Source organism: Paraburkholderia acidipaludis NBRC 101816, from assembly GCF_000684975.1.
Classification (GTDB): domain Bacteria; phylum Pseudomonadota; class Gammaproteobacteria; order Burkholderiales; family Burkholderiaceae; genus Paraburkholderia; species Paraburkholderia acidipaludis.
Genome location: NZ_BAXZ01000034.1, coordinates 1 through 23,963, shown reverse-complemented (window position 1 = coordinate 23,963; position 23,963 = coordinate 1). Strand labels below are relative to the sequence as shown.

At 67.1% G+C, this 23,963-nt stretch carries 21 protein-coding genes and 1 pseudogene; 13 read left to right on the top strand and 9 right to left on the bottom strand.

What is annotated here, in order from left to right; all coding sequences use genetic code 11:
- Positions 1 to 24: 24 nt before the first annotated feature.
- Positions 25 to 1,026, top strand: coding sequence for an AraC family transcriptional regulator (locus BAC01S_RS27790; RefSeq protein WP_027797689.1), 1,002 nt, complete (start codon positions 25 to 27; stop codon positions 1,024 to 1,026).
- A gap of 249 nt (positions 1,027 to 1,275) precedes the next feature.
- On the opposite strand, the gene BAC01S_RS27785 is transcribed toward BAC01S_RS27790, so the two are convergent.
- The 4 genes from BAC01S_RS27785 to BAC01S_RS27770 form a co-directional block, all read right to left on the bottom strand.
- Positions 1,276 to 2,613 carry an ABC transporter ATP-binding protein gene (locus BAC01S_RS27785; protein ID WP_027797688.1) on the bottom strand — a complete coding sequence of 446 codons (1,338 nt, stop codon included), beginning with the start codon at positions 2,611 to 2,613 and terminating at the stop codon, positions 1,276 to 1,278.
- A 12-nt stretch (positions 2,614 to 2,625) separates the two neighbouring features.
- On the bottom strand, positions 2,626 to 4,377 hold the full coding sequence (locus BAC01S_RS27780; protein ID WP_027797687.1) for an ABC transporter permease: 1,752 nt from the start codon (positions 4,375 to 4,377) through the stop codon (positions 2,626 to 2,628).
- Between the two features lie 725 nt (positions 4,378 to 5,102).
- Positions 5,103 to 5,561, bottom strand: coding sequence for a hypothetical protein (locus tag BAC01S_RS27775; protein ID WP_027797686.1), 459 nt, complete (start codon positions 5,559 to 5,561; stop codon positions 5,103 to 5,105).
- Positions 5,562 to 5,700: 139 nt separating this feature from the next.
- Positions 5,701 to 6,159, bottom strand: a complete 459-nt coding sequence (locus BAC01S_RS27770) for a zinc-finger-containing protein (RefSeq protein WP_027797685.1) — start codon at positions 6,157 to 6,159, stop codon at positions 5,701 to 5,703.
- 227 nt (positions 6,160 to 6,386) lie between these two features.
- On the opposite strand from BAC01S_RS27770, the gene BAC01S_RS32900 reads away from it, so the two are divergent.
- Both BAC01S_RS32900 and BAC01S_RS27760 read left to right on the top strand, forming a co-directional pair.
- Positions 6,387 to 6,854, top strand: a complete 468-nt coding sequence (locus BAC01S_RS32900) for a hypothetical protein (RefSeq protein ID WP_052408857.1) — start codon at positions 6,387 to 6,389, stop codon at positions 6,852 to 6,854.
- Positions 6,855 to 6,961: 107 nt separating this feature from the next.
- Positions 6,962 to 8,299 carry a DUF2325 domain-containing protein gene (locus BAC01S_RS27760; protein WP_027797684.1) on the top strand — a complete coding sequence of 446 codons (1,338 nt, stop codon included), beginning with the start codon at positions 6,962 to 6,964 and terminating at the stop codon, positions 8,297 to 8,299.
- Between the two features lie 16 nt (positions 8,300 to 8,315).
- Here BAC01S_RS27760 and BAC01S_RS27755 read toward each other — a convergent pair whose 3' ends face one another.
- Genes BAC01S_RS27755 through BAC01S_RS27745 form a run of 3 tightly spaced genes read right to left on the bottom strand, consistent with a single transcriptional unit; the run spans position 8,316 to position 9,889 of the window.
- On the bottom strand, positions 8,316 to 8,750 hold the full coding sequence (locus BAC01S_RS27755; protein WP_407667969.1) for a winged helix-turn-helix domain-containing protein: 435 nt from the start codon (positions 8,748 to 8,750) through the stop codon (positions 8,316 to 8,318).
- 59 nt (positions 8,751 to 8,809) lie between these two features.
- Complete coding sequence (locus BAC01S_RS32895) at positions 8,810 to 9,430, bottom strand: nitrogen fixation protein NifQ (protein WP_052408856.1); 621 nt, start codon at positions 9,428 to 9,430, stop codon at positions 8,810 to 8,812.
- Positions 9,431 to 9,460: 30 nt separating this feature from the next.
- Positions 9,461 to 9,889, bottom strand: a complete 429-nt coding sequence (locus BAC01S_RS27745) for a TOBE domain-containing protein (RefSeq protein ID WP_027797682.1) — start codon at positions 9,887 to 9,889, stop codon at positions 9,461 to 9,463.
- A 194-nt stretch (positions 9,890 to 10,083) separates the two neighbouring features.
- On the opposite strand from BAC01S_RS27745, the gene BAC01S_RS27740 reads away from it, so the two are divergent.
- Together BAC01S_RS27740 and BAC01S_RS27735 are read left to right on the top strand one after the other, a co-directional pair.
- The gene (locus BAC01S_RS27740) at positions 10,084 to 10,974 is read left to right on the top strand and encodes an extracellular solute-binding protein (RefSeq protein WP_027797681.1); all 891 of its coding nucleotides are present in this window, start codon (positions 10,084 to 10,086) and stop codon (positions 10,972 to 10,974) included.
- Positions 10,971 to 12,806 carry an ABC transporter ATP-binding protein/permease gene (locus BAC01S_RS27735; RefSeq protein ID WP_027797680.1) on the top strand — a complete coding sequence of 612 codons (1,836 nt, stop codon included), beginning with the start codon at positions 10,971 to 10,973 and terminating at the stop codon, positions 12,804 to 12,806. The genes BAC01S_RS27740 and BAC01S_RS27735 overlap by 4 nt, the downstream gene beginning before the upstream one ends.
- A gap of 229 nt (positions 12,807 to 13,035) precedes the next feature.
- Here BAC01S_RS27735 and BAC01S_RS32890 read toward each other — a convergent pair whose 3' ends face one another.
- The gene (locus BAC01S_RS32890) at positions 13,036 to 14,055 is read right to left on the bottom strand and encodes a hypothetical protein (protein WP_043203941.1); all 1,020 of its coding nucleotides are present in this window, start codon (positions 14,053 to 14,055) and stop codon (positions 13,036 to 13,038) included.
- Between the two features lie 448 nt (positions 14,056 to 14,503).
- Complete coding sequence (locus BAC01S_RS27725; RefSeq protein WP_027797679.1) at positions 14,504 to 14,965, bottom strand: SgcJ/EcaC family oxidoreductase; 462 nt, start codon at positions 14,963 to 14,965, stop codon at positions 14,504 to 14,506.
- 299 nt (positions 14,966 to 15,264) lie between these two features.
- Here BAC01S_RS27725 and BAC01S_RS27720 point away from each other — a divergent pair, with 299 nt between their 5' ends.
- From BAC01S_RS27720 to BAC01S_RS32875, 8 genes and pseudogenes are all read left to right on the top strand, one after another.
- On the top strand, positions 15,265 to 16,641 hold the full coding sequence (locus BAC01S_RS27720; RefSeq protein ID WP_043203939.1) for a DUF2957 domain-containing protein: 1,377 nt from the start codon (positions 15,265 to 15,267) through the stop codon (positions 16,639 to 16,641).
- A 103-nt stretch (positions 16,642 to 16,744) separates the two neighbouring features.
- A complete protein-coding gene (locus BAC01S_RS27715; RefSeq protein WP_027797677.1) occupies positions 16,745 to 18,007 on the top strand; it encodes a DUF2957 domain-containing protein in 1,263 nt (420 codons plus the stop codon).
- Positions 18,008 to 18,174: 167 nt separating this feature from the next.
- Positions 18,175 to 18,999 carry an OmpW/AlkL family protein gene (locus BAC01S_RS27710; RefSeq protein ID WP_027797676.1) on the top strand — a complete coding sequence of 275 codons (825 nt, stop codon included), beginning with the start codon at positions 18,175 to 18,177 and terminating at the stop codon, positions 18,997 to 18,999.
- A 97-nt stretch (positions 19,000 to 19,096) separates the two neighbouring features.
- Positions 19,097 to 20,044, top strand: a complete 948-nt coding sequence (locus tag BAC01S_RS32885; RefSeq protein WP_084168930.1) for a MerR family transcriptional regulator — start codon at positions 19,097 to 19,099, stop codon at positions 20,042 to 20,044.
- 240 nt (positions 20,045 to 20,284) lie between these two features.
- Positions 20,285 to 21,856: a flavin-containing monooxygenase gene (locus BAC01S_RS27700; RefSeq protein WP_027797675.1), complete on the top strand. Its 1,572-nt coding sequence runs from the start codon at positions 20,285 to 20,287 to the stop codon at positions 21,854 to 21,856.
- Between the two features lie 30 nt (positions 21,857 to 21,886).
- Positions 21,887 to 22,877: pseudogene (locus tag BAC01S_RS32880) on the top strand (SDR family NAD(P)-dependent oxidoreductase).
- Entirely contained in the window at positions 22,822 to 23,721 is a 900-nt protein-coding gene (locus BAC01S_RS27690; RefSeq protein ID WP_027797674.1) for a metal-dependent hydrolase, read from the top strand. The pseudogene BAC01S_RS32880 and the gene BAC01S_RS27690 overlap by 56 nt, the downstream one beginning before the upstream one ends.
- A partial coding sequence (locus BAC01S_RS32875) for an alpha/beta fold hydrolase (protein ID WP_043203935.1) occupies positions 23,718 to 23,963 on the top strand: 246 nt, incomplete at its 3' end. The genes BAC01S_RS27690 and BAC01S_RS32875, both read left to right, overlap by 4 nt.

Sequence of the window (23,963 nt, the reverse complement as noted above, 5' to 3'; positions counted from 1 at the left end):
CACGGCACGGGCGGAGACACGGTGATGGAGACGATGATTCGAGCGGTCGCCATGAGCGGCTACTTCGATGTGACGCGGCGCGTCGGCTTGAATCCGGTCGAGCTGGCGCAGCAGGCGGGGCTCGATCCCGCAGCGCTCGCGAATCCGGACGACCGCATCCCGGCCGCCGCCGCATGCTGGCTGCTGGAGCACACGGCCGAGATGGCGTGCTGCCCCACTTTCGCCCTGCAGATGGCCGAGACCCGGCGCAAGTTCGGGACCGGCGTGGTCAACGTGCTGCTCGCACACAAGCGCACTCTGCGCGAGGTGTTGCTGGCCACGGCCGAATACCGCCATCTGCTCAACGAGGCGCTGGCCGTATACGTCGAGGACGCGGGCGAAACCGTCACCATCCGGGAAGAGCTTGTGGTCGAATCGGGTACGCCGACGAATCAGGCGATCGAACTCGCGGTCGGCATGCTCGCGCGCCATTCCAGCGCCCTGCTTGGCGATCACTGGAAGCCGCGCGCCGTCCATTTCGTTCACCGGGGCCCGCAAAACCTGACGTTCCATCGCCGGTTCTTTGGTTGTCCTCTGGAATTTGGCAGCGACTTCAACGGCTTCGTTTGCGCGGCCGCCGATCTCGATTATCCGAATCCCGCAGCCGACCCCGAACTGGTTCGTTATGCAGAGAGTCTCGCCGACACGCTCAACGTGCCCGGCGCCGACTCGACCCCGCTGGAAGTGCGCAAAGCGGTCTACCTGCTGCTGCCGCTGGAAGGGGCCACCATCGAGCGAGTTGCCGGCCATCTGCGCCTGAGCGTGCGCACCATGCAGCGCCAGCTCGAACAGTCGCAGACCAGCTTCTCGCGTCTCGTCGAGGAAGTCAGGGGCGAACTGGCGGTGCGCTACATGAGCAATCCAGGCTACCCGATCGGGCGCGTGGCTGCGCTGCTGGGCTACACGCAGCAAGGCTCCTTCACGGACTGGTTCCGTTCGCGCTTCGGCATGACGCCGCGTAGCTGGCGCAACAGCCGTTTGAAGTGACGGCGCGGTGCCTCGCTCCCGAAAACGCTCACCTAGAGCCGCTGCGGGTCACTTCGCGCATCGCCCGGCGTGGCGAACATTCCAGTCCAATCAATGACCTACGCGCGGCGCCTGGATGCAGCGCACAAGCCGCGCCGCGTCTCCCGAGAAAGCTCACCGTTCGATGAAAGAAGGCGCAAAAAAAAGCGCCCATGCGGGCGCCTTCCGTGAAAAGCAAAAGCCGGCCGGCTCTTGCGGCGATCGAGCCGATCAGCCTTCCACGTCTTCCAGGCTGAAGATCTCCGACTGGTCGTTGTACGAGAAGATCTCGCCGTAACGGCCCCAGTCGATCACCGTATCGAGCGTCTCTTCGGCGGCGCCGTCGGACAGAACGTCTTCCAGTTCCTGCTCGAAGCGCACGCGCGGCGCGCGGTGCCCCGGACGCTCGTTGAGCACCTTCTTGATCCGCGCCGCGAGCGGCACGTTACGCAGCAGGTGGTCGGCGAACATCATCTTGCGCTCCTGCGTGCCGAACTCGGCGAACACGCGCCCCGGCGGCGTGAGCAGCAGGTCGCCCTCGCGCACGTCCGCGAAGCCCAGCAACTGCATCATTTCGGCAATCGGGAACAGGTCGTCCACCTCCAGATGCAGCGTGCGCGCGACTTCCGGCATGTCGGCGCGGCCGTGGTACGGCGCGGCCGCGAGCGTCTCGATCAGACCCGCCATGATGTTGGTCGAGACGTTCGGCAGGCGGCTGCCCACTTCGAGCTGGCTCGGCGTGGAGGCGGCCGTCTCGCGCGCCGTCATCTTCGCGTAGATCTCGTCCACGAGCTTGCGGAACACCGGGTCGAGACGGTTGCGCGGATGCTTGAACGGCACCTTGATCTCGGCCACGATGCGCCCCGGGTTCGACGAGAGCACGAGAATGCGGTCGCACATGAACACCGCTTCCTCGATGTTGTGCGTGACGATCAGCATCGACTTGATCGGCATGCGGCCCTGGGTCCACAGGTCGAGCAGGTCGGTGCGCAGCGTTTCGGCGGTCAGCACGTCGAGCGCGGAAAACGGCTCGTCCATCAGCAGCAGCGACGGATCGACCACGAGCGCGCGCGCGAAGCCCACGCGCTGGCGCATGCCGCCCGAGAGCTCGCGCGGGTAGGCGTTCTCGAAGCCGTCCAGACCGATCAGGTCGATGGCGGCCAGCGCACGTTCGCGGCGCTCGCGAGCCGCCACGCCCTGCGCTTCGAGACCCGCTTCCACGTTCTGCAGCACCGTGAGCCACGGAAACAGCGCGAAGGTCTGGAACACCATCGAAACGCCTTCGGCCGGGCCGGCGAGCGGCTTGCCGAGCCAGTCCACGTCGCCGCTGCTCGGCTCGATGAGACCCGAGATGATGCGCAGGAGCGTGGACTTGCCCGAGCCCGAACGGCCCAGCAACCCGACGATCTCACCCTCGCGCAGCGAGAGGTTCACGTCTTCGAGCACGAGCCGTTCGTCTTCGGTCTTCGCGAAACCGCGCGAAACGTTGCGCACGGAGAGGACCTCCGCACCGGCGGCGGGACGGGTCGGCGCGATCAGGTCGGGAGAAACAGTCTTGGGATTCAGCATTTCGGTCTACTCTCAATCGAGGCGCAGCTTGGACTCGGCGTAGGCGTACAGCGGACGCCACAACGTGCGGTTGAACAGCGTAACGAACAGGGACATCACCGCGATGCCCAGAATGATCTTCGGAAAGTCGCCGGCGGCCGTGGTCTGCGCGATATAGGCGCCCAAGCCGTGCGCCTGCACCTTCGTGTCGCCCCACTGCACGAACTCCGAAACGATGCTTGCGTTCCACGCGCCGCCCGACGCCGTGATCGCGCCCGTGATGTAGTACGGGAAGATGCCCGGCAGCATGACCTTGCGCCACCACTGCCAGCCGCGAATGCCGAAGTTCGTCGCCACTTCGCGGTAGTCGTTCGGGTAGGCGCTCGCGCCGGCGATCACGTTGAACAGGATGTACCACTGCGTGCCGAGCACGATCAGCGGCGAGAGCCAGATGTCCGGGTTCAGGTGAAACTTCACGATCACGATCACGAACACCGGGAACAGCAGGTTCGCGGGGAACGCGGCCAGAAACTGCGCGAGCGGCTGGATCTTCTCGGCAAGCGCGGGACGCAGGCCGATCAGCACGCCAACGGGCACCCAGATCAGGGACGAGATCGCAATCAGCAGCACCACCCGCAAGAGCGTGATGAGGCCGAGCACGAGCACGTGGCCCACCTCGTCGAGCGTCACGCCGGTGCGCACGTAGGCCACGACGCGCCAGACCACGTACACGGTGAGCGCGAGCACCAGGATGCCCCACACGATGTCGCCAACAAGCGCAGCCTTGCTGCGCTTCGTGCTCACCACGGGCATCGCCTTCGGCAACTGCACGCGAATGGGAATGCGCGCGAGCGTGGCGAGCACCATGCCCATCGGCACGAGCAGACGGTGAATCAGGCGCGTGCGGCGAATCAGGTCGAGCAGCCAGGATTCCGGCGCATTGCCCGAGCTCGTCGTTTCCATGCGGAACTTGTCGGCCCACGCAACGAGCGGGCGGAACAGCAACTGGTCGTAGGCGACGATCACGACCGTCATCGCGAGAATCACCCAGCCCACCGCGCCAAGGTTCTTGTCCGAGATGGCCTGGGACAGATACGCGCCGATGCCCGGCAGCGTGATCGTGTTGTTGCCCACCGTAATGGCTTCCGAAGCCACCACGAAGAACCACCCGCCCGACATCGACATCATCATGTTCCAGATGAGGCCCGGCATCGAGAACGGCACTTCCAGTTTCCAGAAGCGCTGCCAGCCCGTGAGGTGGAAGCCCTTCGAGACTTCGTCCAGATCGCGCGGCACCGTGCGCAGCGACTGGTAGAAGCTGAACGTCATGTTCCACGCCTGGCTCGTGAAGATCGCGAAGATCGCGGCCAGCTCGGCGCCCAGCACGCGGCCCGGGAACAGCGCGAGAAAGAACGTGACCGTGAACGAGATGTAGCCCAGGACCGGCACCGACTGCAGGATGTCGAGAATCGGCACCAGCACTTTTTCGGCGCGGCGGCTCTTGGCCGCGAGCGTGCCGTAGACGAGCGTGAAGACCAGCGAGGCCGCCATGGCCGCGAGCATGCGCAGCGTGGTGCGCATCGCATACTCGGGCAGCATGCGCGGATCGGTGGAGATTACCTGGGTCTTGAGCGTCGACATCGGCGCCAGTGTCTGATGGAAGCCGATGGCCGCCATCGCGATCAGGCAGATGATGAGCGGGAACGTGACGAAGTCCCAGCGATTGGGCATCAGGCGCCACGCCGAGGCGTTGGCCGTGCGGTTCAGGTTGAAGCCGAACTCCATTACTGGCCTCCCGTGCCGTATTTACGCTGGACACCACGCGCGCGCACCGCGCAGCGGGTCGTTCGCATAGAGCGATTGAACTGGATCATGTTGATGCACTGACAAACTGAATGGAAGGCGAAGCCCGGTACGCCCGTGCGCACCAGGCTTCGCTCTAGCCCCGAAACGCGCGACGCGCGCGGACTGGCGGCACGGAACACGGCCGGCCCTTGCTGACGGGCGCGACACGCGAACCGTGCCGCGAACCCGGAACGGCTCGCGGCGCGATATCGGCCAAATACGCAGCCAGACGCGGCGCGCAACGACGCGTAACAACGCGACAAGCGCGAGCGGCGTCTGGATGACGCTAACAAGGATGCACGAGGATTTACTGCTGGACGCGCACCATCTGCCTGCTGGCAAGACGGCGGCTGGAGAAAGGGAGCGCGGACGTCCTGCCGGTCAGGCAGCGAAACTATTCGAAGATCGGCAACTGCTACTGTCCAAGGCGTCAGCCCCTTTTGTTAAGACGGGCGAATTTTAGTCACGCTGCACACCGGAAGTCAACACGATTTGCGCGGCGCGTCAAATGCCGTGCCAATGCCGCCACGGCGCGGCCTGGCGGGGCAGGCGACGCGTTGGGGCAAAACGGACGGCCCCCGCTTCTCGCCGCTTGCAAGCCGCTTTCCGGCAACTGTCGATGAACCGCACGCCGCATGCCCGCTGCACGCCGGTTACAGACCGCTTCAAGCCAGCTTGCGCATGGGCTGGGTCGCGCCGGCCGTGCCCATGCGTTCGAGCCGCTCGCTCGCCTCCGTGAGCACCCACAGCGGCGCGCGCTGCAACTGCTCGTCGTAAATCGTCACGATGGCCGCCAGCGCATCGAACTCCGCGCCGTCGAGCCGCCAGCCGGCGCCCGTGCGGCCGCGCTCGTAGCACGCGAGCAGCGCCGCATCGGCGGCCGACACCTGCGCCTGCGCGAGCGCGCCGTAGCCAGCCTCGGCCATCGACGCCGCGAGCACGTGCGCATGCAGCAGCGCCTGGGCGTCGCGGTCGGCGCCGCCGTCGCGCAGCGATGCGAGCGCCAGATGCACCTGGAGTGCGAGCGCGTCGGCGCTCGCACGCGGGATCGGCAACAGCATCGCCTTGTTGCGGCGGGCCTGAGCCGCTTGCGCCTGACGCGGGAAGGGGATGGTCCTGGCCATAAAGAGCACTAAATAAACTGATTTCGTGCAATAACGGCACGCCGCGCCGAAGGTTGAGCGGCATCCGCGCGCGCGAATGTAACTAACAGTGACAGGCGCGTCGTTCGCGCGCGCAAAAGGCAACGGGCAGCGCCGGTTCTCAGCGCTCGTCGGCTTGCGCCGGGCCGCGCCGCGACGCGACGAAGGCCTCCACATGGCGGATGGCCGCTTCGCACTGCTCGCGTGTCAGGTGGTGAATAGACGGATTGGGCAGATCGAAGCCGAGTTCTCCGGCGAGCCAGCGCATCGCCCGGCCACGCGCCTCGAAGGCGTTCACGCCGTCGCGCCGCACCTTGGCCGCGACCAGCGGCTCGAGCGCATCGTGCAGGCGGCTCTTCGCGTCGCGCAGCGCCGCGTCGGCCAGGCGCCCGAGCGGCACGTTGCGCGTGCTGCGCGCGGGCACGCCAATCCAGGCCTCGCAGGCCGCGCAAAGCCACAGCGGGCCGTGGTCGTCGCGATACGGATACGCTTCGTCGCCATGACGCGCGAGCTGCGCCTTCGCGCCGCAGTAATCGCAGAGCGGCTGCGGCAGCGCCTTGACGGGCCGGCCTACGCGCATCGGATGCGCCTCTTCGCGGTAATCGACGTTTGCATGACTGGAACCGGGAACGGAAATCGGACAGGCGGCGGGCAGGCCGCCGCTTCGGTGAAAGCATACCGGGAAACGGCTGGCCGGCTCATGAGCGGACTATTCACCACTTTTACATTCGATGTATTCTTGTGGATATATCGAAAGGCTGTTCATTGCCGAAGCAGCCGGCGTTCCACCATGCATGGAGGTGTGGGTTGGCAAGTCCCTGGCCGAACCGGTCGAATTGGTCAAGCGCGCGGCCGCGTGCGGCGGACGGCTTTGAAGCGACCATCACGGCGCTGCGGCCGGCGTCCGGTCACGAACGCGCGGAGCTGATTCGCGACGTGATCGACGCCTTTGGGCGCCTGCGCGACAGCCTTTGCCGCCTGAACCGCCTGTTCGCCCCCGATGCGGATTGCGCCCCGGCGGACACTTCGCTGCTGCCGCTCCTCGCCACGCTCGCCCCCCATGGCGAAGATGCCGGATGCATCCGGCCACGCGAGCTCAAGCGGGCGATTCGCGATGCGCGTCAGCTCGACAGAACCCGCGACGCCCTGTTCTCCGCCGCGTTCTGCCGCGACATACCGGCGATGCGGCGGACCCTCGCCGAACTGGAGCGGCTGGACACGCTGTTCGTCGGCCTCGGTGTCGAGCATGTTCTCGCGCAGCGAGTCCGCCGGTAGCCCGGCCCTCGTTATATTCCGTGGTATATTGCGTCGACATGGCGCGGCGTGCCCGCGCTGCCCGGGGTTCAGCCGGGCCCGGAGTCCCACCGGATCAGAGATCGCTCATGCACGCACCCTCGCACGCACCGCCGTTTCGCCTCGCCCGCACGCCGGGCACTGCGCAGCCGGACGAGAGCGCACCCCTGCGCGCCGCCGCCCCCTGCTGCGGCCCGAGTCAGACCGATCTGGCGCGCGCGCGACACCGCACGCGGCTTGCGGAACTCGACCACCACCTGCATTGCTCGATCATCGGCACGTGTCTCAGCACGCATGAACTGCGCAAGCTCGTGCCGAAATTCACGCCGCTCGATCCGCAGCGCGCGAGCGATCTCGAGATCCATCATGCGGCCGTCGAACTGGCGATCGAAGGCGGCGCCGGCGGCAAGGCACTGCAAAAGGCGCTCGACGCGCGCTACGCGGGGGCGCTGCGCCGCTTCGCCGCCGCCCGTGACAGCGAAGCCGTGCTCGCGCTCTGGAACGAATCGCTCGCGAACGGCGACATCCCGCCCGCCTACTGGGCGCTCATGACCCATCCCGCGACGACGATGGACGTGCGGCAGGCCGCCTTCGGCGAGCTGCACATGCTCTCGCATCTGGTCGGCGCGGCCAATCGCGCCGACCTGCGCCGGCTCGTCGCGCTCGAAGCGGAAAACGCGGCGCTACAGGCGAAAACCGAGCGCCAGCAGATGCGTATTCACGAGATGAGCCGCGAGCGCGACACGGCGCGCGAGGCGCTCGCCGAACTTCAGGTTCGCGCGGCAACGCGTGCGGATCGCGAGGAAGACGGGGCACGGCATACGCAGCTGACGTCGCTGCGCGAGGCCCTTGCCGCGCGCGATGCGCGTCTCGCCCTCGAAACGAGCCGCCGCGAAGCCGCCGAGCAGCGCGCGGCCGCCGACGAGGCATCGCTCGCCACGCTGCGCGCGCAACTCGACGAAGCCCACGCGCTGATCGACGCGCTGCGCGCGGAAGCCCGCGCGATGGAGCTGGCCGCGCAGCCCGACGAAGCAGTCGGCGCCGCTCGCACGCTGCCGCAGGACGCGTTGAAGGGCAGACGGATCGTCTATGTGGGGGGCCGGCCCGGATCGCACCAGGCATTGAAGCGCTGGGTGGAATCGGCGGGCGGCGAGCTGGGCGTGCACGACGGCGGCATCGAGGACCGCAAGGGGCTGCTTGCCGCGGCGCTCGCGGGCGCCGACCTCGCGGTCTTTCCGGTGGATTGCGTCGATCACGACTCGATGAACACGCTCAAGCGCGTGTGCGAACGGCATCAGGTGACCTATCACGCGCTGCGCACGGCAAGCCTTGCGAGTTTCGTCGAACTGATGATGCGGCTCTACGCCGATGCGGCGCCCACCTTGACCGCCGTGCCCGTCTCGCGCTTCTGCCTGCGTCACGGCTAACCGGCCGCGGCGCCGCCTAACGCTTCACGAGTTGCGTGAGTGCCTCGATTTCGGGCGCACAGGCCGCGGCTGCGCGCGCCTCGATCCCGCGGTAGAGCCGGATGATTTCCTCGCCAACCGGCGTCAGCGTGCTGCCGCCGCCGCTCTGCCCGCCATGCTCGGACACGGTGGCCGGCGACGTGAGCGCGCGGTTGAGTTCGTCCATCAGCAGCCAGGCGCGGCGGTAGGACATGTTGAGGCTGCGCGCCGCCGCGGAAATCGAGCCGTGCTCGCGCACCGCCTCCAGCAACGAGACCTTGCCGGGACCGAGCGCAATCGTGCCTTCCTGCAGGATGCGCATGCGAAAACGCACCTGCGGATCACCGTGCGCCACGTTCTCCGGGATGCCGGTTTCGGGTAACGCCGCTGCGGGCGCCTTTTTCGATGGACGATCGTTTGCGGGTTGGCTCATGCGCGCAAGCATACACGATGCGTCATCCGCGTCGCTGCGGCCAGCCTTCGCGAAAACGCTCAAGGCCCGGGCGGAAAGCAGAAGCCGAAGTCCTCGCAGCCCGGGCAGCCCGGCGCCGGTCCGGGCGTGCCGCCCGTGGCAAGCGCGAGTTCGCGTGCGAGCAGCTTCTTCCAGCGCAATCCTTCGGCATTGCGCGCGACCATTGCGGGAAAGTAGCGTTCGAGCATGGCGGTGACGTCGCCGCGGCCGGAGAGGCCGAGGTCGCGCCACAGGTGATCGGGGCGCAGGCAGGCGTTCGCGACGATCGCCGCGAGGCAGCGAGCGTCCTCGCTGTCGACCTCGGGCGCGGCGTGAGCGATCAGGAACGCACGCATCGAGGCCGCGTAGGCGGCGCCCGCTTCGTCGACGACATTCACGAGAGCTTTGCCGGCCGACTGCGCAAGCGGCGCCGCACCCGCTGCGAAGTCGAAATGACGCTCCGCGAGGCTCGCCAGTTGCCCGGCCGTCAGCCCGAGCAGCGCGAGTTCGCCGCGCGCCTCGCGCGCCGCGACGAGCCGGGCGAAAAGCCGGGCATCGAAGGCGGGCGGCACGGGCGCGCTATCGTCGATGCCCAGCAGTTCGGCACTGCGCGCCGCAGCGCGATGCTCGAAGCTGGATGGCGGAACCGGCGCGACGTTCATGGCCGTCGAAGCGCGGACAAACAGGGGAACCTACCCATCCACTCCCACGATCACGCTCGACGCCTTGAACAGCGCCGCGACGGCCTTGCCCGCCGCAAGGCCAAGGCGATCGACGCTCTCGTTGGTCACGATCGCCGCGATCTGCGCGCCGCCGGGCGCGGCGATCACGACCTCGGCGTTCACGGCGCCCTTCGTGACCGCGGCAACCGAGCCCGCCACCACGTTGCGCGTGGACACCTGGGTGGCATCGCCGTCCACCATGACGATCACCGACGAAGCCTTCACGAGCGCGAATGCCGGCTTGCCGGCCGCAAGGCCGAGCGACATGGCGCTGCCGTGCGTGATGACCGCGACGATCTCGAGACCGCCGTCGACGCGCAGCGTCACTTCGTCGTTGACGGCGCCGGTCTTGACCGCGCTGATCTGGCCGGAGAAGTGGTTACGGGCACTGGTACGCATGAGCCTCTCCCTCGTGGGTCGCGCGCTCGCGGCAAGGCGCGAACGCAGCTCGGGTTGAACGGAAGAGATTCAGTGTACAAGCGCGTCCGTGTCATGCACAGGCGTAATAGTGAGAATTGGCCATCCGGCCAGGTGCAGGAAGCCGCGAGTCCAGCGTAATATATCGACCTTTATAACGCTGCGGGGAAACCAACATGGTTCGCAAGCTGATTGCTTCTGTGATCGTGGTCGCCGGCGTGCTCGGCGCGAGCGCGAGCGCCACGGCGGCCGACAACGACGACGTCAACGTGCTGTACGCCGGTTCGCTCGTGAACCTCATGGAAAAGAGCGTGGGCCCGGCATTCGAAAAGGAAACGGGCCTGCATTTCAAGGGCTACGCGGCCGGCTCGAACAAGATCGCCAACGAGATCAAGGGCAAGCTGCGCCGCGGCGACGTGTTCATCAGCGCGAGCCCCAAGGTCAACGCGAACCTGACGGGCGAGGCGAACGGCAACTATGTTTCGTGGTACGTCGATTTCGCGGAGTCGCCGCTGTTGATCGGCTATAGCCCGAAGAGCCGCTTCGCCGCCGACTTCAAGACGAAGAAGTGGGACGCCGTGCTGCGCGAGCCGGGCCTGCGTCTTGGCCGCACCGATCCCAGGCTCGATCCGAAGGGCGCCTTCACGGTCGAACTCATGACCAAGGCCGCCGAGGCCTATCACCAGCCGGATCTCGTCGAAAAAACGCTCGGTACGCCTGAGAATCCCGACCAGGTCCTGCCGGAAGAAACGCTGGTCGGCCGCCTGCAATCCGGTCAGCTCGACGCGGGCTTCTTCTACTCGACCGAGACCTCCGACCTCAAGATCCCCTCGGTCCATCCCGCGCCCGAACTGAATATCAAGGCCAACTACACACTCACGATCCTCAACAATGCGCCGAACAGCGCAGGCGCCGCGCGCTTCGTGAACTTCCTGCTGAGCGCCGAAGGTCGCAAGCTGCTCGCGGAGCACGGCGTGGACGTGACGAAGCCCGCCGTGCAGGGCAACACCTCGGCCATTCCGCCTTCGGTGCAGGCCGTGATCGACGCCGCGCAACAGCAACCGTGAAACAAGGCGCCGCGCGGCCGTTGCTGTGGCTCGGCGCGCTGCTCGCCGTCTATCTCTGCGCGCCCTTCGTCGCCAGCCTCCCGCAGATCGGCGCGGCCGACTGGAAGGGCGTCGACTGGCCCACGATGGGGTCGGCGGTGGGCGTTTCGGTGGCGAGCGCGAGCGTCGCGGCGCTCGTCATCCTCGTGCTGGGCGTGCCGCTCGGCTACTGGCTCGCGCGCTCGCGCTCGCGTGCGGTGGCGCTGCTCGGCTTCGTCGTGCAGTTGCCGCTCGCGCTGCCGCCGCTCACGAGCGGCGTGCTGCTGCTCTTTCTGGTCGGTCCGTATAGCGCGATCGGCCAGCTCTTCGGCGGGACGCTCACCGACTCCTTCACGGGCATCGTGCTCGCCGAAACTTTCGTCGCCGCGCCGTTTCTGATCATCGCCGCGCGTTCCGCGTTCGCGGCCGTCGATCCCGTCTACGACGACGTGGCCGCCACGCTCGGCCATCACGCAGGCAGCCGCTTCCTTCGCGTCACGCTGCCCATCGCATGGCCCGCGATTCGCGCCGGGCTCGCGCTCGCCTGGCTGCGCGCATTCGGCGAGTTCGGCGCCACCGTGATGGTTGCGTATCACCCTTATTCGCTGCCCGTTTATACCTACGTCGTGTTCGGCGGCCAGGGGCTGCCTGCGATGATGCCGCTGCTGCTGCCGACGCTCGTCATCGCGATCGTCTGCGCCGCGCTCTCGGTCTATAGCCGTGGCGTGCGCACGGCGCTCGCGGCCTCGCCCGACAACGGCGACGAGCCCGCCAGCTTTGCGCCGGCCGCGCCCGTGCGCGTGGCAGCCGCCCTGCGCCTTGCGTTCGAGGTGGAGCGGCGTCTCGGCGCGTTCAGTCTCGACGTGGCGTGGCGCCCGGTCACGCGGCGGCTCGCCATCATCGGGCCGTCGGGCTCGGGCAAATCGCTCGCACTGCGTATCATCGCGGGCCTCGAGCCCAACGACGCGGGATCGGTCACGCTGGGCGGCGCCGACCTGGGCGCGCTGCCGCCCGAGCGCCGCCAGATTGGCTACATGCCGCAGGACTACGGCCTCTTCCCGCACATGACGGTCGCGCAGCAACTTGCGTTTCCGGTGGGCGCGGACGCCGCCAGCGCGCGCTACTGGCTCGCGCATCTGGGCCTCGGCACGCTCACGGGCCGCTTGCCGCGCGAGCTCTCGTTCGGCCAGCGCCAGCGCGTCGCGCTTGCTCGCGCGCTCACGCGCCACAGCCAGCTGCTGCTCTTCGACGAGCCGTTCGCCGCGCTCGACACGCCGCGACGCCGGCGCCTCCAGCAATCGTTGCGCGAGCTGCAGCGCGAGATCGACGCGGTGACGGTGATCGTCACGCACGATCCCGACGAAGCCGCGCTGCTTGCCGACGAAGTGCTCGTGATCGAACAAGGCCGCGTACTGCAGGCGGGCCCCATCGACGAAGTCTTCGCCCGACCCGCTACGCTGCGCGTGGCCGAGCTGCTCGGCCTGCACAACGTCGGCGAAGGCATCGTGCGGGCGCCGGGCGAGATCGAAACGGTCAAGGGCCTGCGCCTGCCGTGCGGCGACGCCTCGCTCGCCGTGGGCACGCGCGTGATGTGGCGGGTGTCGCCGCGCGCGCTGCGCACGGCGAACGACGGCGCATGGACCGGAACACCGGCCGGCCACGCGCTGCGGCATGGCGACCGCTATGTCACGATCGAGATCGGCAACGAGCGTTTCGACCTCGCCGACGAAGACGCGCCGCGCACGACGGAAGACATGCAGCGTTTTTCGATCGACCGCGAGGGCGTGACGGCATGGGCCATGCGGCGTTCCTGAAAAGGCTCACCTTTGACGCAGCGGGGCATGCTCCCGAAAAAACTCACCTATAGCCGCCGACACGTCACGACGCGACGAATCTCGCCGTCAGGCGTCCCGATCGGCAAAATTCCCTTCGACGAACCTGGGACTGCCAGGAAATTCTTCCCATCGCGGGGCAAGATCGTGCCCCGGCGCAGGCGCAGGCGCATCTTGCCATCGGCGTCACCGCCCCCCGAAAAAGCTCACCTCAGATCACGAAGCGGCTGTTTTCCTTCAGCACGGGGGACGACTGCACGAGGTCGATGCGAGCAAAACGGATGAGCGAAAACGCGCGCTCGCCCTGCGGGCTGGCCGGCAGGCGCGCAAGCGGGAACACGATTTCCGCGCCGCCCGGAGCCGCATTCGCGTCGATCACCACGTTCATCGGATTCAGGCACACATGCTTCATCTCGACATGCGTATGCTGCGCGGGATGGTCGAGCACATCGCAAATCACGTCGAGTTCGCGCGCGAGCGCATCGGTCCTCAAACCGAGTTCGCCCAGCGCGCGCTCGTTCTCCGCGATTTCGGCCTCCAGCCTGACGAATTCCGCGGCATCGCCGGCATCGCCTTCGCCCAGCATCCGGTGCGTACCCGCTCCGTGGCGCCTGAGCAGTTGCAGGCGCGTCTTCAGCAGCGCGCGCTCTTCGACCAGCGCATCGCGGCGCGACTCGTCGGCACTGATCTGCGCGAGCCCCTCCAGCGCAATCTGCTCGACCACACGCTGCACGATCTGGTCGCGCAGGCCGCTTTCCGTTTCGCCGCACAGGCGCACCTGATGATCGTCGAAACTCAGCGTCGTCCGGGCGACGTCCGCATGCACGGTGTCGCCCATCTGCTCCACGCCGAGCACGCGCCGCTCGGTCATCGCCATGCTCAGCACTGCCCAGGTTTCGTGCGCAAGCGGATGCGCCTTGAACCACGCGTGCAGTTCCGCCGAACGGCTCAGCACGCGCCCGATTTCGTCCGGCGCCGCGAAGAACGCATGAATATAGGGGTCGCCGAGCCAGTTCGACGCGCTGGCTTCGTGCGCCGGCGGCAGGCCGAGCACGATCTGGCTCACGTAGTCGACCGAGCACGCCAGCGCGGGCGTCAGGCGCTCGCGAAAACGGTCCGCCAGCTTCAGCGAGGGGCTCAGCACCAGCAAACGTTCGATCAGCGCGCGAATCTGCGGCGTGACGGGAGGCGCCTTGGCGCGTGGACGCCAAAGTCGGTCGAAGATGCCCATCTCAGGACTCCATGGCGGGCCGCGCAGCGCGGCCAGGAACCGGGCGCGCCGGCACGACGGCGATCGGGCCGCCGCGCAACGCGTCTGCTGCGTCGCAGCACGAGCGACTATAGCGCGAATCGCCGAATGATCGCGATCGCACGGGTTGGTCCCGAAAAAGCTCACCTTTGAATTTTCCGGCAGGTCGGCGAAGGTGACGTGGATTGCGAAAAATGGCTAACCGTTCGGCGTCCAACGCGCGTTCGCGCACTGCAGTGAAGAAACTGCTCCCGCAGATTCTCACCTTGAGAATTCGAAAAGGCCGCAGCCGACGAGCCGGCTTTCACGCGAACCGCATCGGGCCAGGCGGTGTGCGCCTGCACAAACGGCTCCCGAAAGTTCTCACCCAGGCTCGCCGACCGTGAGCCGGCGCATCCCGAATGTCCTCACCCTGCATGCGCAGGGCCGGTCACTGCGATTCGGGCATCGCCGACGAATGATGACTCGTGATCAGCCAGCGCTTGCCGTTCCAGCGATACGTGAACGTATATCGCGCATGCACGATCGACCCGTCGCCGAACGTGAACGTATAGAGCCCGGCGTCGATGGCCGTATTGCAGTCGATCTCGATCCAGTTCGAGTCGATCTTGCCCACCGGCTTCTTCTTCAGGAATACGACGAAATAATCGCGTTTGGTTTCCGGCGTGAGCCGCGGTTCGTTCGACACCGTGGGCAGCAGAATCGAGCGCGTCGCGTAGTTCGCCACGACCTTGTCCGGATCGCCCGTCCGAAGCGACGCGTTCCAGCGGTCGAACAGCGCAGCGATGTCCTGCTCGCTGGCCTTCCTGCATACGTCGGTTCGCGCGTATGCCGTGGCCGACGGCAGCAACACGCACAATCCAACGGCCGATATTGCAATCAGGTTTTGCATGATGGCTCCCGCAGGCCCAACGAGGTTGCGCCGCACCTCTCATTAAATGCGCAACTTCTTTCAATTCGCTGTCGATTCGCACCGTTTCGTGCGCTCGGGAACACCGTTTGCTCTGCGCCGCTTCGGTCTCCTTGATATCGAAGCGGCACATCGGGACAAACCCCGGTGTCTTGTTCGCAAACCAAGACGGGACAAGCCCTTCAGACAGGGCACCCGGATTTAGACGGTTCGTTCAATTGACAGCCGCTGATGTCATGATTCACTCTCTTTCGCATAAATAAGAGACAGGGAGGCAACGCATGTTGGATAAGATCCGCGGCGTGGCGCTAGCCATGGTCGCCAGTCCTTTGCTGCTCGCGTGCGGAGGTGGCAACGCGAGTAACCCAGGTCCCATCTCGCCCGCGCAATGCTCGGGCTCGACATGTTCCAACCAGGGGCCGCCTGCGAGCGCGCCGGCCGCCACGGCCTTGTGCCCCACCGATGCGCAGATCGCGGCCAACACCTATCTCGGCGGCGCCGGCAGCGGCGAAGTCGTGAGCCTCAACATCAACCCGACCACCATGACGTACAAGCTCACGTGGCTTGCGTCGCCCATACCGCTCGCGTCGAGTTCGGTGCAGAACACGCGCACCGGCCTCACCATCACGGGCGCCGTGCAGCATCCGCCTTCGGGCTCGCTGCCCTCGGCTTCGCAGATCGCCTGCGCGTTCCAGCTCCAGGCCGGCACCGGCACGCTCAACGGCACGAGCTATACGACCGCGTACAACGCCCAGAATCCGCCCACCATCTATGTCGGTTTCGGCGTGGCGGGCGGCGGCATACCGGGCGCGACGGTCGATATCGATGGGGATTCCCAGGCAAATCTGCTGTTCCCGAACCAGCCCGCGCGCACTTTCGACTTCTATCCGTTCATCGGCTTTTCCACGGTCAGCACGAGCCTGACCGATCTCGCGGGCTCGTATAACACGCTGCTCTATCACATCGTGCCGTCAAGCGAATTTTCCGCCGCTGCCAAGGTCGCTCAGGAGTCCTATGACAGCAGCGGAAACTGCAGCGTGCCGAGCGGCGCGACCAACACGAGCTGCGAAACCGCCGCGAATCCCTGGACCGCCGACCCGAACGGCAGCTACTTCACGAGCACCGACGCCCCGCAGATCGAAACGCCGTCCAACGCCCTGTTCGGCAGCCCGACGGCCAGCGCGCACCTCATTCTCGGCAAGCTGAATGGGGCCGTCGTGCCGGTGGTCGTCCGCACGGGCCATGTGGCGGAAATCAGCGCCACCAACCTCATCCCGCAGATCGACGACGAATCGGGCATTGCGCTGCTCGCACCCGCCACGGCGCTCAAGTCGGGCGCGTTCAACGGCAGCTACATCGGCGCCGACTCGAACTTCGCCTACACGGCGGCGCTCATCAACGATCAGCAAGGCGGCTTCCTCAAGCCCTCGACGATGACGACCGAGAGCACCTTCGCGCTCGATTACACCCAGACGCATCCGGGCCTGATCGGCGTGACGGACTCGCAGGGCAACGCGGGCAGTCTCATTGCCGTGGGCGGCCTCTACGGCGTCTTCATCAACGGCGAGGAGAACGGCGGCGTCACGCCGAGTTCCGCGAACAGCACCACCCAGAATTCGCCTTACTTCGGCGTGGGTGCGCTGATCCAGCCGCAATAGCATGCGCTTCGGCCTACGAAGCCACTGAGGGCAGAGAACCTGGGAGGACGACCGGCCGGTGGGGGCCGGTCCTCGAACACAAAAAACGATCTGGAGAGGCAGTATGGACACCAAAATTTTTGCGGCGCTCATCATCTCGGCACCGCTCTTTGCCGCATGCGGCGGCGGCGGCGGTGGGGGCGGCAGCAGCAGCCCGGCGCCGGTGGCGGCCGCCCTGTGCCCGACCACGCTCGACTACAGCACGGTCTACACCGGCGGCGGCGGCGACGGCGAACTCGTGAAACTGCAGCTCGACACGACCAAAATGACCTGGCAGATCACCTACGTCGAGTCGCCGATCCCGCAAACCACCGGCACGGTCACGCCCACACGCCAGGGCCAGGTCGCCACGGGCACGCTCACCCAGGAAACGGGGCTGCCCACGCAGAAGCTCAACCAGTGCGCCTACCAGCTCAACGGCGCGAGCCTCGACCCCACCCGTCTTGCGCGCGTGTTCATCGGCGAGGGCGTGGCGGGCGGCACGATTCCCGGCGCCGAGATCGCCTATGCGGGCACGGGCGGCGTGGGCGTCGTGCCCGACACGAAATTCCCCTACTACCCGTTCATCGGCTTCTCGTCGATCGATACCAACATTGCCGACGTCGCGGGCGTCTGGAATCAGCTCGGCTATCACCAGGTGCCGTCGCAGAACTTCCTGCCGGTGCCCGTCGACGCAAAGATCACCATCAACGCGGACGGTAGCTGGACCGAGTGCGACAACACCGGCGTCAACGCCAATACGTGCCAGCAGCCCGGCACGAACCTCGCGCAATCGGCCGACGGCAGCGGCGCATTCGAAACCGACCACTTCCTCGGCCAGGCCAAGCCGACGCTCGTCACGGGACAACCGGCCGCGAAGGGCTTCATGATCGTCGGCAAACTGCGCGGCCAGCTCGTGCCGGTACTCGTGCGCCGGGGCGTGGCGTATCCGTACATCGGCACCGATCCGCAAAGCGGCGCGACGGGCCCGGTCGCGGACGACGAGTCCGGCATCTCGGTGCTCGCGCCGCAGTCGGCCATCGCGGTGGACTCGCAGGACGGCGAATACATCGGCGTGGACAGCCAGTTCGACTATCGCACCACGGCGCTCGAAGGCACCGAGGCCACGCTGCTCGACCCGTTCAATGCTTCGCAGGCGTCGCTCGCCACGGCACTCGATCTCAGCTTCACGGAGACCGTGCCCGGCGTCGTGACCACCACGCACGTCGGCGCCTCGACCGGCTCGACGCCCACCGGCAAGATGATCTTCACGGGCGGCGTGTTCGGTTTCCTCGACATGAACACCCCGTCTGCGCCGTACTTCACGGCCGGCGCATTCGTTCAATAAGCAGTACAGAAGAGACCCCGGTTCTTCGGGGTCCGTGCTGACGAGGTGGCCGCCCGACGGCCGCCGCGCAATGCGGCGGCCGTACCGGAAGGCGCGCAAGGACTGGCAGGCCGGCAAAGAGCCGCATGCCGCGCGCGGGCAGGCACACCCGAACCTGGGAGGACACAATGAGACGCATCGTCATGGCGGCGCTGACCGCCGGACTTTCCATGAGCGCCCACGCGCAGCAGGCGGGCGACAACGTGGCCGTGCTGGGCTGGTTCCATGTGGCGCCGCAGGGCTCGAGCACGCCGCTCACGACCAACGTCGCGCCCGTGCCGATCAACACGCCGTTGCGCCTGCCGAACAGCTTCACGTCGCCGGGCACGGGCCTCTCGACCACGAACGCGGACACGGTCGGCCTCACTTTCAGCCACTTCCTGACCGACCACATAGCGATCACGACCGTGGCGGGCGTGCCGCCCACCTTCAAGCTCTACGGCCACGGCACGATCAAGCCGCCGGGCCCGGCGGGCGCGCTCGGCAGCCAGAACCTTTCGGATCCTTCGACCAATCCGATCGTCACGAGCGTGCGTCAGTGGAGCCCGGCGCTGCTCTTCCAGTACTACTTCCGCGACGCCAGCGCGAAATTCCGGCCGTTCCTGGGCGTGGGCGTGTCGTACAACTGGTTCTCGGACGTCCAGCTCAATCCGAACTTCGTCAGCGCCACGCAGAACGATCTCGGCTCCGTGCTCGCCGCCGGCGCCGGCAAGCCGGGACCGACACAGGTGAGCGCGAAGGCGTCGGCGTCGTGGCAGCCGGTGTTCAACGCCGGCGCGGAATACAACATCACGGCGCATCTCGGGCTCGTCGCCTCGATCACGTACATTCCGCTGAAGACCACCTCGTCGGTGATCGTGAAGGCCGCGGACGGCACCGAGCTCGCCGTGAGCAAATCGGATCTTTCTGCAGACCCGATCATTTCGTTCCTTGCCGTCTCTTACCGCTTCTGACACGCGGCCATGATCCGCCGTGCGACCGTGGGCGAGCGCACGCTATTGCAGCACGCCCTTCTCGCGCCGGTCGAGCGGCTCGCGTTAAAATCGGCGCATGCCGAAATCGCCCAAACCCTCCAGCGCCGAAGCCAGGCCCGACCGCGCGACCGAGAACGAATACACGGTCGACGAACTCGCGCGCGTGGCCGCGACCACGGTGCGCAACGTGCGCGCCTATCAGGACCGGGACCTGCTCATGCCGCCCGAGAAGCGCGGCCGCGTGGGCATCTACAACGATTCGCACGTCGCGCGGCTGAAGCTCATCAATCATCTGCTCGCGCGCGGCTACACGCTCTCGAACATTCAGGATCTCATCAAGGCCATCGACGACGGCGGCGACCTGCGCTCGATCCTCGGCCTCGAAAATGCGATTGGCGGGCGCTGGACCAGCGCCCGCCCGAAGACCTTTACGATCCGCCAGCTCGTCAAGATGTTCGGGCCGCAGGCGCCGGGCCAGCTCACGCGTCTCGGGGAACTCGGGCTGCTGGAGCGGCGCGGCCTCTCGTTCGTCGCACGCAATCCCGCCGTGCTCGACGCCGCGGCGGCGACGGTCCGCGAAGGCATTCCCGCTCGCGACCTGCTGAAGGTGCTGGAGGAAGCACGGCCGCACTTCGACGCCATCGCGAAGCTGCTCGTCGAGATGGTCGTGCGGCATCTGGACCGCTACGACGCGGGCGCGCTGCCGCCGCCCACCGACATGCCGGCGCTCGTGGATGCGATCTGGCGGCTGCGGCCGCTCTCCAACGTGTTCGTCGAAAACGAGATCCTGCGCGCGCTGGAAGAGCAGTCGAGCGACTACCTGGGCGGCCGCGTGGCGACGATCCTCGACAAGAAGCTCGGCGGACAAGCGACAAAAGAGCCGCAGGAAGCGCCGCGCGCCGCGCGCAAGACGGCGGCGACGAAGGCGGCCAAAAAGGCACCCGTTGCGCTCGCTCCGGCCCGCAAAACGCCGCGGCCCGCAGCCAAGCCGATCCGCACGACGCGCAGGTCGGGCACCACCTAGGCGCGCCGCCCACGCCCCTCTCTTTCCTCATATCTTTAGCCGCGCGAGCCCTCGCGCGGCTCTGCCAGAACGCCCGAACACCCCGCCAGATGGGGGTTCTGCGCTGCGCGCCGTCTTTTCCCCCGACCATACGCGTCCCCTAGAGCGCCACATCTAGACACTTGCGTTCCGGCCCGAACCGCCCTATGTTTACATCCATCAATGTCACAGTTAAAAATGAACCATAGGGAGACGCTCCGGATGAACGCACGCACCCGGTCTTTCGACCCGGCAGGCGACGACCTCGCGCAAGAGGCCATCGACATCGCCATCATCGGCACGGGGTTCGCCGGCCTCGGCATGGCGATCCGCCTGCTGCAAACCGGCAACACGCGCTTTGCCGTGTTCGAGAAGGCCGACTCGGCGGGCGGCACCTGGCGCGACAACCATTACCCCGGGTGCGCCTGCGACGTGCAATCGCACGTCTATTCGTTCTCCTTCGCACCCAACCCGCGCTGGACGCGCATGTTCGCGCCGCAGCCGGAAATCCGCGCGTATCTCGATCATTGCGTGAGCCGCTTTCGCCTCGCGCCCTACCTGCGTTTCGGCCACGCACTCACGAGCGCCACCTACGACGAGAACGCACACTGCTGGCGCCTCGCGTTCGCCAACGGCAAGCGGCTTGCCGCGCGCGTGCTGGTCTCCGGCATGGGCGGCCTCTCGCGCGCGGCCCTGCCCGACATTCCCGGCGTCGAGACTTTCACGGGCAAGGCATTCCATTCGCAGCATTGGGACCACGGCTACGCGCTCGACGGCAAGCGCGTGGCCGTGATCGGCACCGGCGCCAGCGCAATCCAGTTCCTGCCGCAGATCGCCCCGCGCGTGGCCGGCCTCGCGCTCTTCCAGCGCACGCCGCCCTGGATCATGCCCAAGCCCGACCGCGCGCTCTCGACATTCGAGCAGTGGATGTTCCGCACGCTGCCGTTCACGCAGAAGCTCGCGCGCGCGGGCCTTTACTGGATGCTCGAATCGCGCGTGCTGGGCTTCGCGATCCATCCTGCGCTGATGAAGAACGTGCAGAAGCTCGCGCTGCGCCATATCCGCCGCCAGGTGCCGGACCCCGCGCTGCGCGCGGCCGTCACGCCCGACTACACGATCGGCTGCAAGCGCGTGCTGATCTCGAACGACTACTATCCGGCGCTCTCGCGCAAGAACGTGAGCGTCGTGACGAGCGCCATCGAGCGTGTGGACGCCACGGGCGTCGTCACCGCCGACGGCGTGCATCACGAGGTGGACTGCCTCATTTACGGCACCGGTTTCCAGGTGGCCGATCCGTTCCCGCCCGGAACCGTCGTGGGGCGCGGCGGCGTGGATATCATCGAGACCTGGCGCAACGGCGCGCACGCGTACCTCGGCACGTCCTTGCCTGGTTATCCCAACTTTTTCATGATCGTCGGCCCGAACACGGGGCTCGGCCACAACTCGATGGTGTTCATGATCGAGTCGCAGATCGAGTACATCCTCGGCGCGCTGAACGCCATGCGCCGCGACGGCGCGGACGCCATCGAGGTGCGCCCTTACGTCGAGTCCCGCTACAACGAGCGCATCCAGAAGAAGCTCGATCGCGCGATCTGGTCGGTGGGCGGCTGCAAGAGCTGGTATCTCGATCCGCGCAACGGCAAGAACACCACGCTGTGGCCGGGCTTCACGTGGCGCTTCCGGCAGGCGACGGCGCACTTCTCGCTCGCCGACTACCAGGTGTATCGCGTGCGGCAGCCCGAGCCTGCCGCCGCGCCCATCGCCATGGCGACGCAATCCACCGAGCCGGCCTGAGCCGCCCGGCACCCGCACGAGGAACCCTGCATGAAACACTTCGACAACAAGGTCGCCGCCATCACCGGAGCCGGCTCGGGCATGGGCCGCGCGCTCGCCGTGCAGCTCGCCGAGGCCGGCTGCCATCTCTCGCTCGCCGACCGCAACGCCACGGGTCTCGCGGAAACCGAGCGCATCGTGCGCACGCTCGCCCCGGCGGTGCGCGTGACGACACGCGTGCTGGACGTGGCCGACCGCGAGGCGGTACACGCCTGGGCCGACGAAACCGCCGCCGCGCACGGCCGCGTGAACCTCGTGTTCAACAACGCCGGCGTCGCGCTCTCGAGCACGATCGAAGGCATGGCCTATGCCGACCTCGAATGGATCGTCAACATCAACTTCTGGGGCGTCGTGCACGGCACCAAGGCCTTCCTGCCGCATCTGAAGGCCGCGGGCGAAGGCCACATCGTCAATACGTCGAGCATCTTCGGCATCTTCGCGCAGCCCGGCATGAGCGCCTACAACGCCACCAAGTACGCGGTGCGCGGCTTCACCGAATCGCTGCGCCAGGAGCTCGACATGATGCGGTGCGGCGTCTCCGCCACCTGCGTGCACCCGGGCGGCATCCGCACGAACATCGCGCAGTCGAGCCGCATCGCTTCGAACATGGTCGGCTTCATGGTGGCGAGCGAGCAGCAAGGTAAGGACGACTTCGAAAAATTCTTCATCACGACCGCCGAGGACGCCGCGCGCACCATCCTGCGCGGCGTGCGCCGCAACAGCCGGCGCGTGCTGATCGGGCGCGATGCGCGCGCCGCCGACTGGCTCGCGCGCACGCTGCCCGCGGCCTACCAGGCGCTGGTGGTGATGAGCGCGCGCCGCGAGGCCGCGAAGGCGCGGCGTAGAGCCGGCGGCGCGGGCATGGCACACGATCGCAGCGCAAAACGCAACGCATAACGACGCAGGCAAATCAGGGAGAAACCAACATGATGCCGATACGGCGCGACATACGTTTCGCACTACCGCCCGACCGGGCTTGTGACTGGCACGCCGAGGGCGTGGCAGTCACCCACTTCTTCAATGCGCTTTCGCTCCTCTTTCCGGCGGGCGAGCGCTTTTTCATGGACGCCGTGCGGCACTACCGCGACGGCATCGTCGACCCCGATCTCAAGAAGCAGGTGCTGGGCTTCATCGGCCAGGAGGCCATGCACACGCGCGAGCACATCGAATACAACGATCTGCTGCAGGCCGCGGGCCTGCCCGCCCACAAGCTCGACAAGCGCCTGTGGGCCATCCTGAACTTCGGCCGCAGGGTGCTGCCGCCTTCGCTGCAGCTCGCGCAGACGGTGGCGCTCGAGCACTACACGGCCATGCTGGCCGACATGCTGCTCAGCGATACGGCGCGCCATATCGAAGGCTCGGTGGAAGGCTACAAGCAGATGTGGCTGTGGCACGCGCTCGAAGAAACCGAGCACAAGGCCGTTTCGTTCGATGTCTGGAATGCCTCCATCAAGCCGGGCCTGAAGCGCTATCTGATGCGCACGGGCACGATGCTCGCGACCACGATGCTGTTCTGGGTCATCGTGTTCGACTACCACACGGCGCTGATGCGCGCGCATGGCCGCCGCCAGGGCAAAGTGCCCGGCAAGTGGCGGCTCATCAAGTTCCTCTACGGTCCGCGTCATGGCGTGTTTCCCGGCATCGCGCTGGAATGGCTGCGCTTTTTCAAGCCGGGCTTCCATCCGTGGGATCAGGACAACCGGCGCCATCTCGCACGCCTCGACGGCCTGATCGCGCAGATCGACGCGACCAACGCGCAATACGCGGCGAAGGCCGCGCCGCGCCGCGTGCCGCTGCATCCGGCCGCGAACGCGAAGCCCGCATGAGCAGCACCCTGCGCCCAGCGTGCGAGACCTTCGCGGTGCAGTCCGACGATGCGCGGCTCGCGGTCTACGCGAGCGGTCCCGCCGGCGCGCCGCCCGTGATCCTCGTGCACGGCTACCCCGACTCGGCGGCGGTCTGGACGCCGCTGCGCCGCGAGCTGGAAACGCGCTACCGCGTGATCGCATACGACGTGCGCGGCGCGGGCGCCTCCGACGCGCCGCGCGCCCGCCGCGCGTACCGGCTC

Excerpts from the sequence above, each read along its gene's own strand:
- BAC01S_RS32895 (WP_052408856.1), bottom strand. The coding sequence starts at position 9,430 with ATGAACGTCGCGCCGGTTCCGCCATCCAGCTTCGAGCATCGCGCTGCG.
- BAC01S_RS27780 (WP_027797687.1), bottom strand. The coding sequence starts at position 4,377 with ATGGAGTTCGGCTTCAACCTGAACCGCACGGCCAACGCCTCGGCGTGG.
- BAC01S_RS27790 (WP_027797689.1), top strand. The coding sequence starts at position 25 with ATGGAGACGATGATTCGAGCGGTCGCCATGAGCGGCTACTTCGATGTG.
- BAC01S_RS27770 (WP_027797685.1), bottom strand. The coding sequence starts at position 6,159 with ATGCGCGTAGGCCGGCCCGTCAAGGCGCTGCCGCAGCCGCTCTGCGAT.
- BAC01S_RS27775 (WP_027797686.1), bottom strand. The coding sequence starts at position 5,561 with ATGGCCAGGACCATCCCCTTCCCGCGTCAGGCGCAAGCGGCTCAGGCC.
- BAC01S_RS27710 (WP_027797676.1), top strand. The coding sequence starts at position 18,175 with ATGAGACGCATCGTCATGGCGGCGCTGACCGCCGGACTTTCCATGAGC.
- BAC01S_RS27700 (WP_027797675.1), top strand. The coding sequence starts at position 20,285 with ATGAACGCACGCACCCGGTCTTTCGACCCGGCAGGCGACGACCTCGCG.
- BAC01S_RS27760 (WP_027797684.1), top strand. The coding sequence starts at position 6,962 with ATGCACGCACCCTCGCACGCACCGCCGTTTCGCCTCGCCCGCACGCCG.
- BAC01S_RS27720 (WP_043203939.1), top strand. The coding sequence starts at position 15,265 with ATGTTGGATAAGATCCGCGGCGTGGCGCTAGCCATGGTCGCCAGTCCT.
- BAC01S_RS27690 (WP_027797674.1), top strand. The coding sequence starts at position 22,822 with ATGATGCCGATACGGCGCGACATACGTTTCGCACTACCGCCCGACCGG.
- BAC01S_RS27755 (WP_407667969.1), bottom strand. The coding sequence starts at position 8,750 with ATGAGCCAACCCGCAAACGATCGTCCATCGAAAAAGGCGCCCGCAGCG.
- BAC01S_RS27745 (WP_027797682.1), bottom strand. The coding sequence starts at position 9,889 with ATGCGTACCAGTGCCCGTAACCACTTCTCCGGCCAGATCAGCGCGGTC.
- BAC01S_RS27725 (WP_027797679.1), bottom strand. The coding sequence starts at position 14,965 with ATGCAAAACCTGATTGCAATATCGGCCGTTGGATTGTGCGTGTTGCTG.
- BAC01S_RS27740 (WP_027797681.1), top strand. The coding sequence starts at position 10,084 with ATGGTTCGCAAGCTGATTGCTTCTGTGATCGTGGTCGCCGGCGTGCTC.
- BAC01S_RS27715 (WP_027797677.1), top strand. The coding sequence starts at position 16,745 with ATGGACACCAAAATTTTTGCGGCGCTCATCATCTCGGCACCGCTCTTT.
- BAC01S_RS27785 (WP_027797688.1), bottom strand. The coding sequence starts at position 2,613 with ATGCTGAATCCCAAGACTGTTTCTCCCGACCTGATCGCGCCGACCCGT.
- BAC01S_RS32885 (WP_084168930.1), top strand. The coding sequence starts at position 19,097 with ATGCCGAAATCGCCCAAACCCTCCAGCGCCGAAGCCAGGCCCGACCGC.
- BAC01S_RS32890 (WP_043203941.1), bottom strand. The coding sequence starts at position 14,055 with ATGGGCATCTTCGACCGACTTTGGCGTCCACGCGCCAAGGCGCCTCCC.